The organism is Vibrio bivalvicida (assembly GCF_001399455.2).
Taxonomy (GTDB): Bacteria; Pseudomonadota; Gammaproteobacteria; order Enterobacterales; family Vibrionaceae; genus Vibrio; species Vibrio bivalvicida.
The window spans coordinates 24,455-38,633 of sequence record NZ_LLEI02000020.1 but is presented as its reverse complement, the minus strand read 5'-3'; the positions used below and the strand labels follow the sequence as shown (position 1 = coordinate 38,633).

The window sequence follows — 14,179 nt, the reverse complement described above, 5'->3', positions numbered from 1 at the left end:
ATTCATTCAAAAGTTTACGGGCCAAGTTCGTTCTTAGCCCGAATGTGTGTTTAGTCGTGTTTTAGTTCGCGTGTTTTCCAAAGCTTGAAAATCGCAGGAAGAACAAGAAGTGTGAGTAGCAGAGCCGATGCCATGCCACCAATCATTGGAGCAGCGATACGCTGCATTACCTCAGAGCCAGTCCCCTCACCGTACATGATTGGGATCAAACCGATAATAACAGTAAGTACCGTCATCATTACCGGGCGAACGCGCAAGCCAGCACCTTCTTGAATCGATTTACTCAAATCCTCTTCATTCAGTGATTTGCTCTGCTCTTTGGCATCCAATTTGGTGTAGTGCCAAGCTTGGTTGAGGTATACCAACATAATGACCCCAATTTCAACAGCAACCCCTGCTAGCGCGATAAAACCAACGCCTACCGCGATTGAGAAGTTGTAGCCGAGGTAATGCATGAGCCACAAGCCACCCACCATAGCTAAAGGCAGAGTCAGCATGATAATCATCACCTCACCTACGCGTCGGAAGCTGAAGTAAAGCAGTAACATGATGATGGCAATCGTGATCGGCACAACAACACCCAGACGCTCTTTCGCACGCTCCATGTATTCGTATTGACCTGACCATGCAATTGAATAACCAGCTGGCATATCAAGTTGCTCTGCAACCGCCTGTTTTGCTTCCTCAACGTAAGAGCCTAAGTCTCGACCATCGATATCTACAAACACCCAACCATTTGGACGAGCATTCTCTGTTTTAATCATCGGTGGCCCATCTTCATAGCGAACATCAGCCACATCAGCTAAGGCAATTCTAGCGCCACTAGGGGTAACCAATGGCAGTTGCTTTAGCTTAACGACTGAATCACGGTAATCTTGTGGATAACGGACATTAATTGGGTAACGTTCAAGACCCTCAATGGTTTCTCCAACATTCATACCACCGACAGCGGTAGAAACTACCTGTTGTACCTCTTTAATATTAAGACCGTATCGAGCTGCCGCTGTTCGATTGATATCAATAGTGACATAGCGACCACCGGCAACACGCTCTGCGTATACAGAAGCAGTGCCGGTAATATTGTTAAGAATAGGTTCTAGTTGAGCACCTATCTTCTCAATTTCGGCTAAATCACTCCCTGCGATCTTGATTCCAATTGGTGTTTTGATGCCCGTTGCCAACATGTCGATGCGTGTTTTTATAGGCATCACCCATGCGTTAGTTAAACCAGGAAATTGAATCAAGTCATCAAACTCTTTTCGTAGCGACTCAGTTGTCACGCCCTCACGCCACTGATCACGCGGTTTAAGCTGAATAACGGTTTCAATCATAGTTAAGGGAGCAGGGTCGGTCGCTGTGTCAGCACGACCGACTTTACCCCATGTTGTCTGTACTTCAGGTACCGTCTTAATTAATTTGTTTGTCTGCTGAAGCAACTCTCGCGCTTTACCAATAGAAATACCAGGATAGGTAGTTGGCATATACATCAAGTCACCCTCATCAAGAGGAGGAATGAACTCACTACCTAGCTTCGTTGTTGGGTAATAAGCAGACCCCATAAGAGCAATAGCCAATACAATCATGCTTTTCGGGTACTTCAGACTAATATTCAGTAAGGGCTTATAAAGGGCAATTAGACCTTTATTAATAGGGTTCTTGTTCTCTGGTAATATTTTACCGCGAATAAGATATCCCATGAGTACCGGCACTAAGGTAATAGCAAGGCCTGCTGCCGCCGCCATTGCATAAGTTTTAGTAAAGGCGAGTGGCGAGAACATCTTGCCTTCTTGGCCTTCCAATGCGAATACAGGAACAAAACTTAGCGTGATGATCAGTAGCGAAAAGAACAGCGGTGCACCAACCTCTTGCGCCGCATCACCAATCACTTGCCATCGGTTTTTGTCAGTCAATGGGGTTCGTTCAATGTGCTTATGTACGTTTTCTATCATAACGATAGCACCGTCTACCATTGCGCCTATCGCGATTGCAATCCCTCCTAACGACATGATATTGGCGTTGATACCTTGCCAATGCATGACAATAAAGGCCCCTAAAATACCGACAGGCAAACTTAGCGCGATGACCAATGATGAGCGAATGTGGAATAGGAACAACGCACATACAATAGCGACAACAATGAACTCTTCTGCAAGCTTTTTCCAAAGGTTCTCAACTGCTGCATTGATTAACGTAGAACGATCGTAAGTAGCCACTATCTCAACACCATCAGGCAAGCTACGCTGAAGCTCGTTTAGCTTATCCTTTACATTACTGATCACTTCGCTCGCGTTTTCTCCAAAACGCATGACAATTACGCCACCTACGGCTTCGCCCTCTCCATTTAGTTCAGAGATTCCTCGTCTCATCTGTGGTCCGAGGTCAATATCAGCAACGTCGCCTAACAATAGTGGAGATCCCTTTTTACTTACCTTGAGAGGAAGCGCTTTAATGTCATCGATACTAGACAAGTAACCAGTGGTTCGAACCATGTGCTCAGCTTCTGCAACTTCTACTACAGACGCGCCACTTTCTTGGTTACCATTTTGAATAGCCATATTGACTTGTTGTAAGGTAAGGTCATATGCGCGTAATTTAGCTGGATCAATTTGTACTTGGTACTGTTTAACCATACCGCCAACAGTTGCAACCTCAGACACCCCATCAACGGTTTGCAGCTCATATTTCAAGAACCAATCTTGTAAGCTACGCAGCTCTGCAAGGTCATGCTTTCCAGTTTTATCTTGCAATACATAATTATAAATCCAACCCACACCTGTCGCATCTGGCCCTAGTGTTGGCTTAGCGCTTGGGGGAAGGTTTGGCGCAACCTGACTTAAATATTCGAGCACTCGCGAACGAGCCCAATACATGTCTGTGTTGTCATTGAAGATGATATACACATAGGAATCACCAAAGAACGAATATCCACGAACAGTTTCAGCGCCAGGAACCGCAAGCATAGCCGTTGTCAGCGGATAAGTGACTTGGTCTTCCACCACTTGTGGTGCCTGACCTGGGTAACTTGTTTTTATGATCACTTGTACATCAGATAGATCAGGAAGAGCGTCAACTGGAGTATTCTTTACGCTATATAATCCGCCAAAGACTAAAGCAAAAGTCGCTACCAATACCAAAAAGCGATTATTGATAGACCATCGGATGATTGCACCTATCATTACTTATCCTCTCTTTTAACTAACTCTTTGAGAAGATAATCAGAGCCTTGTTTCTCCACTAGAAACCGAACTTTGTCACCCTCCTGAAAACTTGAGAGTTCAATATCACCACCGACTGAAAAGTTGAGCTCACCTGCGTCCCATGACCAATCAGCAACTGGGGCATGATTTAGTGTCACCATACCAAAGTCCGCCATTAACATAGAGACATCACCGTCTATCCATACTTCTGTATTTATGCTCAGCTCACTTACTTTGTAATCAACGATTTCATATTGACCTGATTCAGATTTTTTCATTTCAAAGTCGATCATTTTCCCTTTTGAAAGTGGTCCCATTTCAACCTGCTCTGACACCATAAAGTTCATGGTCATTCCTGGCCAATCCCACTCTGGAACAGGCTTATGATTAATCGTTAGCATCCTATGCCCAAGCATTGCATCAGTAATTTCACCTGTTGCCCAAGCCGTTTCGGCAGTCGGTTCGATGCCATTGATTCTTGATAGGTCGGCAGACTGACTTGACTCAGAGTCCAACATGAAGTGCGCTGATGTAACAACACGATCTCCTCGTTGCAATCCCTTTATGACCTCAATCTTGTCAGCGGCTTCACGACCAACTTCAATTCTGGCAGAGCGATATTTTCCTTCTCCCTCAGCCAGAACCACGCGAGTCATACCGCCAGAACGGATGACTGAGGAGCGTGGAATGGTTAACACTTCATCACTTGATACCGGTTTCAGTGCGACGTTAGCGAACATATTCGGCTTAAGTTCACCTTGTGGATTATCGAATCGAAGGCGGACACGCAATGTACGCGTACTAGGGTCAAGAATAGGATAGACATAATCCACTTCACCATTCCATTCTCCACCTGGTAAGGCATCCAACGTCATGGATGCTTGACTGCCTTGTCTAATCCAATGAGATTGACGCTCAAAGACTTCTGCATCTACCCATACTTGATTCAAAGGACCTGCGCTGATCACCGCTTGAGCTGGAGAAAGGTAGCCACCTTCACGAATATTGAGGCTTGCAATAACGCCGTCTGCCGGCGCTTTAATTTCAATGGTTTGTGACGCTTTACCTCGACGGGCGATAGATTTAATTTGATTGCGGTCAACCCCCAAAGTGATCAAACGATCGGTAGCACCTTGTATCATTCCTTTACGCTGGCTCTTATAGGCACTGATCAGTTCTTCTTGTGCTTTTACAAGCTCTGGGGAATACAGAGTGAACAGCGTGTCACCTTGTTTCACTTTTTCACCAACAGCATTGATATAAAGCTTTTCAACCCAACCCGATACTCGAACATTGGTCTGCCAAAGTTGACTCTCATCAAAGGCGACATAGCCGACAGTTTCGATGCGTGGTGCAAGCACTTCTTGCTGCACAGTATCTGTTTTAACGCCAAGGTTATTTTCAACAGCAGGATCAATTTTCACTGTTCCTGGCTTGTCGTTACTACCATTGAGATCATCAGCATAGACAGGAATAAGATCCATCCCCATAGGGGACTTTCCTGGCTTATCTCGCTGATAGTTTGGGTCCATCGGTGCGACCCAGTACAGAGGTTCATCACTTGATTTAGACTCAGAAGCTATCATTCCAACCATGTTATGGTTCATGCCTGAAAGGTAAATATTCGCTCCGAACCCCAATGCACCACCAACCAGTAGCGCTAGGCTTGCAACTTTAAATGTACTCATCTTGATTCCTTTATTATTGTTCTTTGTACTGAGTGTTTGGCGCAGAAACTTGATATTCGAAACCACCAAGTAACATGGATAACTTGCTATTGACCTGGTTCATATCGGTGATTAGGCGAGCAAGCTCCATTTGAAGAGCCAATTCATCGGTTGATGCAGTGATGACATCACCAAACTGAGCAGTATTGTTCTGATAACCGCGCTCAACCGCTTCAATGCGGGCTTTGGACTGAGGTAATAAGCGCTCTTGGTAGCGCTGAATGCGTTCAATGAGATTCATTCTGTCCGTCATTAATGCGTTTACTTGGGCGTTCATTTGAGCGAGCAGCGTATCTTTTTGATACTGCGCTGCGCCCACTTGGTATTGAGCGGCCGCTACATTTTTATCTTGGCGGTTATCAGTGAACAAAGGGATATCCATAGTAAGATAGGCACTCAGCAAATCTGAAGCTGGCTCACCTTTCATGTTGTCAGATTGACGGTAGGCATACATCACTTCGACACCAAATTGTGGTGTATAAGATTGTTCAGCAACCTCCACTTGGGTGCGATTGGCAGAGATGTTGGCGTCAGCCATTTGCGCCATAGGATGTTGGTTAAGCAGTGAGTAGTACTGAGTGTTGCTGGTTTGCTGCTCTAAAAGCGTATTCAAACGCGACCAGTCTAATTGATAGCCTGCCTGATTCGAATCAATGGAACGGTGATTTAACCACTCTGAGCCTAGCCATTCTGATAACTGAGCTACAGCTCGATTTTGCATTTGTTGATTCGATTGCAGCTTTTCGTCGAGTTTGTTGACTTTAAGTTGGGTGTTAAGCAGATCTTGCGCTTCACTCTTACCAATTGAGTAATTGGTTTGAATATACTGCTCCATCTCTACCATGAGACGTTGATTAGATTCAATCAACGTTTCTGCGTATTGAAGGTAGCCCAGCTCCAACCATAGTTGAGTAATACTATTCGCCACTTCACGTTCACGAACTTGAACCTGATAGGCCATACCATCGGCCTGTTGATTCGCTTTACGTTGGTTAAGATCTAACGTTGCACCCCGTTCAAACTGTTGCATTAATCCAACAGAAATGTTCGTCATGGGATCTTCGTCAAACTTAAATGAATCCACAGGTAAACCGCCAAAGCCCACCTTAAGTTTTGGATCCATGAGAGTCGAGCTTGCAACGCCCGTTTCACGCATCGCCTGTGACTGCGCAGCATATTGAGAGCGACTCGTATCATTTGCTAAAGCCGCTTCAATTAGTGCATTCAACTGCTGCGTCGAAGCTGAGATAGTTTGTGGAGTCGCGTTCGACCCCGAATGTGACAGGGCAGGCATTGCATAAAGTGCAATTGCAAACCCAAGGCTCAGGGGGTTAAATGCCCTGAAACCGTTTAATTCAATACTCATTGTTGTTTATCCACGATAAAACGATATGGACATACCTCAACTTCTGCCTTCCAGCAGATAGAATTGAGAGCTAAATAGTTATGATAGTTGAATTAAACAGAGGGTGGACGCAGTAAGCTCTGAATACGAGTTACTGTTACGCCTATTTTGATTGGGTGACGCAGAGCCTGTTCAGGTTCAGAGATGCTGATTAATCGAGAAGATGAGAGTGGAAAAAATACGCTAGTACACACACTTTTACAGCAGTCCCCACCAGAGGTAGATGAACCATCGCAATGAGTAGAACTATCGCTCTTTGTCATCTCTATATCCATCGGTGGGCAGCCTATCATCGCATGATGGCTTGCTGTAGTCTCAGACATTTCCATCGAGTCATGGTGAGAACGTTGGGTTTGAATTGAAGAGGACGATATTGCACTCATATCCATCATTGGCATACTCGAGACGTAGCTCGACATCAACATCGCTAAGATGCTGATAATCAAAATACTTGTTTGTCTCAAAGAGTCTGTCATATCGTACCTTTTCACTACGCGTTCATAATACATTATAAAAACTGATGAACAATAGTGATATTTCAAATTTATTGGTGTTAAAGATTATTGAAAATAAAGACGAATTCAGTTCGCTCATCCTTCGCATTTACTAAGATATCTCCGTGATGTGCTTTCATGATAGCCTTAGCTATAGGAAGTCCTAATCCAGCCCCAACACTTCCGTTATGGGCACGCGACTTATCTGAACGATAGAACCGTTCAAATATATAGGGCAAAGAGCTCAAAGGTATAGGCTCACCAACATTGCTGATTATCACCTTGTTGCTCGTTTCTGATTCGGAGATTACTACCGATATATCCGTATTATGGAAGCAGTGCCTCAACGCATTAGACAACACATTACCAAATGCTCGTTGAAGCATATCTTTGTCACCGAACAGAGTCGAGGAACCATCTAGGGTAAATCGAACATTTTTTTCTTCTGCCAACACATCATAATATTCAAGCAAAGGGTTGATTACTTCTCTCAACTCTAACTCTGCATCGGTCTTGTGCAGAAGCCTATTCTCTGATTTAGCTAGGTATAATGTATCTGAAATGGTCTTATTGAATCGCTCTAGCTCTTCGATGTTTGATACTAGAATGTCTTGATACTCTTCAACGGAGCGCTCTATACCAAGTGCCACTTGAGTCTGGGTCAAGATATTGTTCAACGGTGTTCTTAACTCATGAGCAATATCTGATGAAAACTCACTCAACCTGAGATAACCTTCTTGCAACCTCTCTAGCATTTCATTTTGAGAAATAATTAAGTTGCTTAACTCCTTTGGAAGTGAGTCACTTGGTATACGAATGCTGAGGTTGCTAGTATTCACTTGCTCGATATACTCTTTTAATTGTTTCAGTGGCTGTAACCCATTTCTAACAATGATTAATGCATAAGCACCCGATAAACTCAGTGTTAAAACTAATGTCCAAAATAGAATGGTATTTAGCTTGTCGAAAAACAGCTTGTGATGAGTCACATTCATTGCGAGCACGATCGCACCGTTTTCTACCTCAGGATAATCGAACTTAAAAGCATGAAAACGGTTGTTGCCTACACTCCATTCATATGAAGAGCTACCTATCAGCTCAGATGGAAGGTCAATAGCTTCATTGTTCGTTTGCACCACCTGTTGATTGTTTAATATCCAGGCTGAGATATCCCATGACTGGAACAAGTCTAGATCTCGCTCAACAGTACTTATTAAAGGAAGGAGTTTTGTTTCTAGGTGCCTATAGTCCTGCTCATTAAAATGGTTCTTGATAGCGTGTTGGATCGTTAAAGCAAACACGACTAAAACTACAAAAGAGGCTGTGACAAACATAAACACCAATTTGCGTGCAATTGATTGATTTAGTAATTTTTTCATTCTACGGCGTCATCAAGCTTGTACCCCATACCTCGCACGGTCTGGATAAGTTTGTTCTGATAAGGCTTGTCGATTTTCGTCCTCAATCTTTTCACTGCTGCATCAATGACATTCGTATCACTATCAAAGTTCATATCCCAAACAGCGGACGCTATCTGAGTGCGAGTGACAACTTGACCCCTCTTCGTAAATAAATATTCCAGCAAAGAAAACTCTTTTGCCGTCAGAGGGATCGTGTCATTGTTTCGAGTCGCCTTTCGTTTAAGTAAGTCGAGGCTCAAATCAGCAATACTTAGAACAGACTCAGTTTTGACCGTGGTAGTTTGGTGACGTAATGCATTTTTGACTCTTGCAAGCAATTCGACAAAGGCAAAAGGCTTAACAAGGTAGTCATTCGCTCCAAGTTCAAGTCCTTTCACTCGATCTTCAACCTGATCTTTAGCTGACAAAATAATGACAGGTGTAGATATTTCACTGCTGCGAAGTGTCTGCAATAACTGCCACCCATTCAACTTTGGTAGCATAATGTCTAAAACAATGAGATCATATTCATAAGTGGTCGCTAAGTACAACGCATCAACACCATCGGTAGATAGATCTACAGTGTAGCCTGATTCAATTAGGCCCTTTTTAAGATAAGCTCCAGCTTTCTCTTCATCTTCTACAACGAGTAATTTCATATAAGAAAAATGCCTTCATTTCCTTGGATGTTATACATCGAGCTTGTGATTATATGATGGGTTAGAAATTTGATTTTTCGTATTATTATCAAACAACAAAACGTTTTCTATGACAGACGTAACACCATTTCCTTCTTGTGACACACATAGAGTATCTAGTAATGCACCAACCAAACTCTGAGTATGGCTATGACCAATGAAAACATCTAGTTGGTAATGTGTATTTAAAGCATGGGTATCAATTAGGTTTGCATGACTTCCACGCCCTTGTACTTGATAAATCGTGAAGTTTCGCACCCCTTCCTCTGCGAGAACTGATTCAATATCCTCAAGCTTTTGTTCCTGAAATATTACCGAAATTTTATCAATCATAGTTGCTCCTTAGCTCCTAGAACAAATTGATGCTCTAGGAGCTCTGCTGAGATTAGTTGTTGCTATCTCGTTCTTGATAATGAACATTAAGATGTACTTTGGCTACATACTCTATCTGACCTTGATTATTCAATCTTTCCTGAACAGTTACATACCCTCCATCTTTCAGGTGAGTAGAATTTCGAGCACTACCATAAGTTCTTACAGGGACCAGAGCTGTACTTAAATCTCGCCCGCTCATATCCTCAAATTCTGACAGTTTTTCCAGCCCTAACGTGTATGCTTGCTGTTTAGAGCTCACGGCATCAATAGAGACAGTTTTATGATCAACTCGACTTACATAATTGCCACCGGAATACAATGGTTGTGCAAATGATGCGGCACTAGTAAGTATAATAGAGCTAGTTAATAGAGTTTTGACTAATAGATTCATTATTATTTCCTTCTCTGTTTGGATGCTCTTAGTTTATCTAAACCAGTGTGACCGTTTTCGGCACTCAAACATGACATTTTTGTCATATTAAGATTTAGGAGGGAGACAATCGATAAACTTTTAACCGCAATAAAATCAAGCAACCCCAAAAATAGCCTTGCAGTGATTGCGATGAATCCTGTGGCTCTAAACGATAAAGAGCCGCCCAGTTAGCTCTGGCGGCTCTTTTTTACTCGAAAAAGTAAAGGGGATCTCTTTTTCTGATTACGAATATTTCATTGGTTCAGCTACTCATCATTTTTTTGCACTCTTCTGGCATGTCTTCCATGTTCATGCTTTGCATCATTTGCATGTGTTCCATCATTCCTTCGTGATCCTTCACTTGATCCGTATGAGGTCGATTAGCATGTACTTTCTCATTTTGAACGGCATGGTGGTCTCGATGCTGATCATCGATGGAACTTGTTGCTAGCACTGGCATCGCAACTAGACCACTTAATAACACTGATACATATAACTTTTTCATAAAATCACCTAACCCTTACTTATGCTTTGAACTGTTGATTGTTTTCAATTTTTTCCACCGATTGCTCGTTGGCTTCGGAGCCTTTCTTTTCACTCGGCATCATCATCTTCATCATTAAACCATGCATCGCTAAACAGATGATTAATGGAACAATCGCACTACTAAGGTATGCCCAACTAAACATCTCTTGGCTAGAAGAGAGAATAAATAATGGAATACCCACCATTAGTAACGCGCATAGAACCATCATCCATCCATGACCTTTATGATGACCATTCTTGTGACAATCTGATTTTTTGCTTTTCATTCTCTTGCTCTCCAAAATAACTTTAACTCGTTTAACTGAGATTCAGTTTATCGCAACGTTTAGATCAGGAGTGGGGAGGGATTCATGACAGTTTTGTCATCTTAGCCCTTTAAAACTACCAAGCGATTGGCGTTGGACTCCACCGTAAAAGAAGAACGCGGATATTGCTGCTTCGGCAATGCTTAGCTCTACCGTCATACGGGGCTATACTTCACAATATAAATGGAGCTGTTGTGTTTTTTTATATCCACAAATAGCTTGAAAATCTGCCAACCACGAAACAAGTAAACATAACACGTGTACTTTGATTACAGATGAATCTGCACATTTCGTTACTGTTTGTTTTGTGTTCAAAGTAGAATACCAACCTGCCGGTAAAGAGCTAATCTACTCCAGTGATTTCAACTGCTATTTGGCAACAACTTGGTAAAGCTTGACCGTTCCTGATTAAGTTTTTCATTTTCGTTTAATCTTGTGCCTGCAATGAGCTTTAATAGCAAAAGTGTTTCCCGATATCAGTCAAGATTAAACGCTTTGAAGTGATCGAAAGCGTTAGAATAATTTATGGTATAGCGATTTTACAGGCATGACTGTGATGTTTTTATTTTTTGAAAATCAATGAGATAGAAAATTGTTATGATTGTTTCTTTGTTTGGGGACCTTAGCCCGATTAAGCAGGCTCAGTACTCTGTCTTTCAGACTGTCTCGCGCGGTCAATCAAAGTCCTGGCATCTGCCAGCACTACTCTTGTAGGCTTGGCACTAGACATTAAGGGTAGGCCCTTTTGCAGGTAATTGTAGGTGCTTTCTTTATCCTCATTAAGCAGCTGTTTCATAGTTAGTTACGTGAAGTTGGTTACCTTGATGATGGTGCACATTAAGTTCTGTTCTCAAGCTCGTTGTAATGGGTTCAAGGGTATTTCGCTAGAAGATGACATTTTTATCATCTTCACGTCATGTAGGCATCAGGTGTGCCTATCTATGCTGTCTCTATGTCAAAAGACAATCTAGGAAAAATTATGAAACAGCCCCAAAACCCGCTCAATCTGCCTCGGCGGCGCTTTGTACAAGGACTGGCTGCGGGTGGTGTAATTCTGGGTGTCTCTCCCATACTGGCTTCAGCCCGCTCACCCGTCCCCACTACGTTAAACGGCAGTGTACCCGAACTGTCCGGTACCGAGTTCGATCTGGTAATTGATGAAACCCCAGTCAATTTTACTGGCAAAGCTCGCATGGCTACCACCATCAACGGCTCCATTCCAGGGCCTACCTTGCGCATGCGCGAGGGCGATACCGTCACCATTCGCGTCACCAACCGCCTGAAGGAGCCTACCTCCATTCACTGGCACGGCATTATTCTTCCCTTTGAGATGGACGGCGTGCCTGGCATCAGCTTTGCTGGCATTCCGCCCGGCGAAACCTTTACCTACCGTTACACTCTGGAACAGAGCGGAACTTACTGGTACCACTCTCACTCGGGCATGCAGGAACTGACCGGCATGTATGGTGGCTTGATTGTGGAGCCAACTGATGCTGATTCCATCAGTGCCAATCGGGAACATATGGTGGTTTTGTCGGATTGGACCGACGAAAACCCCATGCGGGTGTTCGGCAAACTGAAAAACCAGGGCGATTACTACAACTTTAACCAGCCAACGGTGGTGGATTTCTTTCGAGACATGGCCAGTGTCGGCCTCAGCGCATCGCTGGAAAAGCGACAGATGTGGAACAACATGCGTATGAGCCCCAGCGATCTAGCTGACCTGTCCGCGGAAACTCTGACTTATCTAATGAACGGTACCACGCCCGCCGGCAACTGGACAGGGCTGTTCAAGCCCGGGGAACGGGTACGGCTGCGATTTATCAACGGTGCTGGCAATACATTTTACGATGTGCGTATTCCCGGTCTGAAGCTGACTGTCGTGCAGGCCGACGGTGTTAACGTGAAGCCTGTGATGGTGGATGAATTCCGTTTTGGACCTGGAGAAACCTACGATGTGTTGGTAGAGCCCACCGCCGAGGCTTATACTCTGTTTGCCCAGTCCATGGACCGAACTGGTTATGCCCGGGGAACCCTAGCTACCCGCAAAGGGCTGAGCACGATAGTACCGCCACTGGATGAACCTCAAGCCCTGACCATGGCCGACATGATGGGCAATATGGATCATGGTGCTATGAATGGTATGGATCACAGTGCCATGAATGGTATGGATCACAGTGCCATGAATGATATGGCGAGCATGGACCATGCTGCCATGACTAGTAGTTTGGCAGCCGCTAGCAAGGAAGTCCGTCACGCCCGCACCGAATATGGCCCTAGCGTCGATATGCGAGTCGAAATGCCGCGAACCAACCTTGATGACCCCGGTGTAGGCCTGCGCAATAACGGCAGACGAGTACTGACCTTAGCAGATCTGCGCACTCCTAGTGGCCCCATGGATCCTCGCCCACCCGAGCGGGAAATTGAATTGCATCTCACAGGCAATATGGAACGCTACACTTGGTCGTTCGATGGCGTCGAGTTTGGGGGATCCACACCCATTCATCTAAGCTACGGTGAGCGGGTGCGCGTCATCCTGCACAACGATACCATGATGACACACCCCATGCACTTACACGGTATGTGGAGCGAGCTGGAAAGCCCTAGCGGCGAGTTTTTGTGCCGTCGGCATACCATACCAGTTCAGCCAGCCCAGCGTATCAGCTTTCTGGTCACCGCCGATGCACTAGGTCGCTGGGCCTGGCATTGTCATCTGATGTTCCATATGGACGCGGGCATGTTCCGCATGGTGGTGGTGTCATGAGTAAACAGAGAGCGATGATGAAACATTTATTGGGCGTGTTGGCGCTGACCGCTTTTCCTGCTCTAGCCCAAGTAGATCACGGCGAGATGAAAATGCAAGGCGGACAACCGCCAGTCGATGCCCGTGATCCTCATGCTTACTCCGGCGGTTACAGTCTGGACGAAGGCCCTTATGCTCTACCAGGTCCTCGCCAACTGAAATTGGCCGACGAGCATCTGTTTTACGGGGTACTGGCTGACCGGCTGGAGCGGCTGGAGCGGCTGGACAACGGGGATGACCAAGTGCTGGCTTACGAGGTTAACGCTTGGGCTGGCCGTGACTACTCCCGCGTAGTGTTGAGAGCGGAAGGCGACATTGAACACGGAAGGCTGGCCGAAGCGAGTACCGAGTTACTGTGGCGTCATGCCTTGACCGGGTTCTGGAACCGAGACTTAGGAATACGTTATGACGCGGGTCATGGCCCAGGCCAAGGCTGGCTGGCCGCTGGTGTGTCGGGTCTTGCACCCTACTGGCTGGAGCTGGGCGCTACTGCCTATCTAGGCTACGATGGCCAGACTGCATTAGTGCTGGAGGCAGAATACGAGATTTTATTTACCCAACGGTTAGTTTTGCAACCGGCCATTGAACTCACTGCTTATGGCAGTAACGATGCTGAGCGAGGTCAAGGCAGGGGGCTCTCGGATGTGGTGACCGGTGCCCGGTTGCGCTATGAGATAAGTCGGCAGTTCGCTCCCTATTTAGGCTGGGAATGGCAGGCTTCCCTAGGTGAACGCGCGAATCAACTCAGGGAAGAACATGAGGCAACTCAGGAAAATCGCTGGGTAGCCGGGATCAGGTTCTGGTTTTAAAGCGACAA

The 14,179-nt window shown here is 45.0% G+C and carries 12 protein-coding genes; 2 read left to right on the top strand and 10 right to left on the bottom strand.

The window, feature by feature from the left end:
- Positions 1–50: 50 nt before the first annotated feature.
- The 10 genes from APB76_RS05000 to APB76_RS04955 all read right to left on the bottom strand — a co-directional run bounded on the left by APB76_RS05000 (position 51) and on the right by APB76_RS04955 (position 10,520).
- Positions 51–3,176, bottom strand: coding sequence for an efflux RND transporter permease subunit (locus APB76_RS05000; RefSeq protein ID WP_054963212.1), 3,126 nt, complete (start codon positions 3,174–3,176; stop codon positions 51–53).
- The gene (locus APB76_RS04995) at positions 3,176–4,885 is read right to left on the bottom strand and encodes an efflux RND transporter periplasmic adaptor subunit (protein WP_054963213.1); all 1,710 of its coding nucleotides are present in this window, start codon (positions 4,883–4,885) and stop codon (positions 3,176–3,178) included. Before APB76_RS04995 ends, APB76_RS05000 begins: the two co-directional genes overlap by 1 nt.
- A gap of 13 nt (positions 4,886–4,898) precedes the next feature.
- Positions 4,899–6,284, bottom strand: coding sequence for a TolC family protein (locus APB76_RS04990; protein ID WP_392392190.1), 1,386 nt, complete (start codon positions 6,282–6,284; stop codon positions 4,899–4,901).
- 98 nt (positions 6,285–6,382) lie between these two features.
- Positions 6,383–6,805, bottom strand: a complete 423-nt coding sequence (locus tag APB76_RS04985; RefSeq protein ID WP_054963215.1) for a hypothetical protein — start codon at positions 6,803–6,805, stop codon at positions 6,383–6,385.
- Between the two features lie 77 nt (positions 6,806–6,882).
- On the bottom strand, positions 6,883–8,202 hold the full coding sequence (locus APB76_RS04980; RefSeq protein ID WP_054963216.1) for a heavy metal sensor histidine kinase: 1,320 nt from the start codon (positions 8,200–8,202) through the stop codon (positions 6,883–6,885).
- Complete coding sequence (locus APB76_RS04975; RefSeq protein ID WP_054963217.1) at positions 8,199–8,882, bottom strand: heavy metal response regulator transcription factor; 684 nt, start codon at positions 8,880–8,882, stop codon at positions 8,199–8,201. Before APB76_RS04975 ends, APB76_RS04980 begins: the two co-directional genes overlap by 4 nt.
- A 30-nt stretch (positions 8,883–8,912) precedes the next feature.
- A complete protein-coding gene (locus APB76_RS04970) occupies positions 8,913–9,254 on the bottom strand; it encodes a P-II family nitrogen regulator (RefSeq protein WP_054963218.1) in 342 nt (113 codons plus the stop codon).
- A 52-nt stretch (positions 9,255–9,306) separates the two neighbouring features.
- Positions 9,307–9,687 (bottom strand): DUF3316 domain-containing protein, encoded by a 381-nt coding sequence (locus APB76_RS04965; protein ID WP_054963219.1) that lies wholly within the window; start codon positions 9,685–9,687, stop codon positions 9,307–9,309.
- Positions 9,688–9,970: 283 nt separating this feature from the next.
- Positions 9,971–10,213 carry a hypothetical protein gene (locus APB76_RS04960; protein WP_054963220.1) on the bottom strand — a complete coding sequence of 81 codons (243 nt, stop codon included), beginning with the start codon at positions 10,211–10,213 and terminating at the stop codon, positions 9,971–9,973.
- A gap of 19 nt (positions 10,214–10,232) precedes the next feature.
- Positions 10,233–10,520, bottom strand: a complete 288-nt coding sequence (locus APB76_RS04955; protein ID WP_054963221.1) for a hypothetical protein — start codon at positions 10,518–10,520, stop codon at positions 10,233–10,235.
- Positions 10,521–11,538: 1,018 nt separating this feature from the next.
- Between APB76_RS04955 and APB76_RS04950 the strand changes: the two genes are divergently transcribed.
- Both APB76_RS04950 and APB76_RS04945 read left to right on the top strand, forming a co-directional pair.
- Positions 11,539–13,323 (top strand): copper resistance system multicopper oxidase, encoded by a 1,785-nt coding sequence (locus APB76_RS04950; RefSeq protein ID WP_054963222.1) that lies wholly within the window; start codon positions 11,539–11,541, stop codon positions 13,321–13,323.
- Positions 13,320–14,171, top strand: a complete 852-nt coding sequence (locus APB76_RS04945) for a copper resistance protein B (RefSeq protein WP_237767878.1) — start codon at positions 13,320–13,322, stop codon at positions 14,169–14,171. The genes APB76_RS04950 and APB76_RS04945 overlap by 4 nt, the downstream gene beginning before the upstream one ends.
- The last annotated feature ends 8 nt before the right edge of the window (positions 14,172–14,179 follow it).

Excerpts from the sequence above, each read along its gene's own strand:
- APB76_RS04985 (WP_054963215.1), bottom strand. The coding sequence starts at position 6,805 with ATGACAGACTCTTTGAGACAAACAAGTATTTTGATTATCAGCATCTTA.
- APB76_RS04965 (WP_054963219.1), bottom strand. The coding sequence starts at position 9,687 with ATGAATCTATTAGTCAAAACTCTATTAACTAGCTCTATTATACTTACT.
- APB76_RS04945 (WP_237767878.1), top strand. The coding sequence starts at position 13,320 with ATGAGTAAACAGAGAGCGATGATGAAACATTTATTGGGCGTGTTGGCG.
- APB76_RS04970 (WP_054963218.1), bottom strand. The coding sequence starts at position 9,254 with ATGATTGATAAAATTTCGGTAATATTTCAGGAACAAAAGCTTGAGGAT.
- APB76_RS04950 (WP_054963222.1), top strand. The coding sequence starts at position 11,539 with ATGAAACAGCCCCAAAACCCGCTCAATCTGCCTCGGCGGCGCTTTGTA.
- APB76_RS04955 (WP_054963221.1), bottom strand. The coding sequence starts at position 10,520 with ATGAAAAGCAAAAAATCAGATTGTCACAAGAATGGTCATCATAAAGGT.
- APB76_RS05000 (WP_054963212.1), bottom strand. The coding sequence starts at position 3,176 with ATGATAGGTGCAATCATCCGATGGTCTATCAATAATCGCTTTTTGGTA.
- APB76_RS04980 (WP_054963216.1), bottom strand. The coding sequence starts at position 8,202 with ATGAAAAAATTACTAAATCAATCAATTGCACGCAAATTGGTGTTTATG.
- APB76_RS04995 (WP_054963213.1), bottom strand. The coding sequence starts at position 4,885 with ATGAGTACATTTAAAGTTGCAAGCCTAGCGCTACTGGTTGGTGGTGCA.
- APB76_RS04960 (WP_054963220.1), bottom strand. The coding sequence starts at position 10,213 with ATGAAAAAGTTATATGTATCAGTGTTATTAAGTGGTCTAGTTGCGATG.
- APB76_RS04975 (WP_054963217.1), bottom strand. The coding sequence starts at position 8,882 with ATGAAATTACTCGTTGTAGAAGATGAAGAGAAAGCTGGAGCTTATCTT.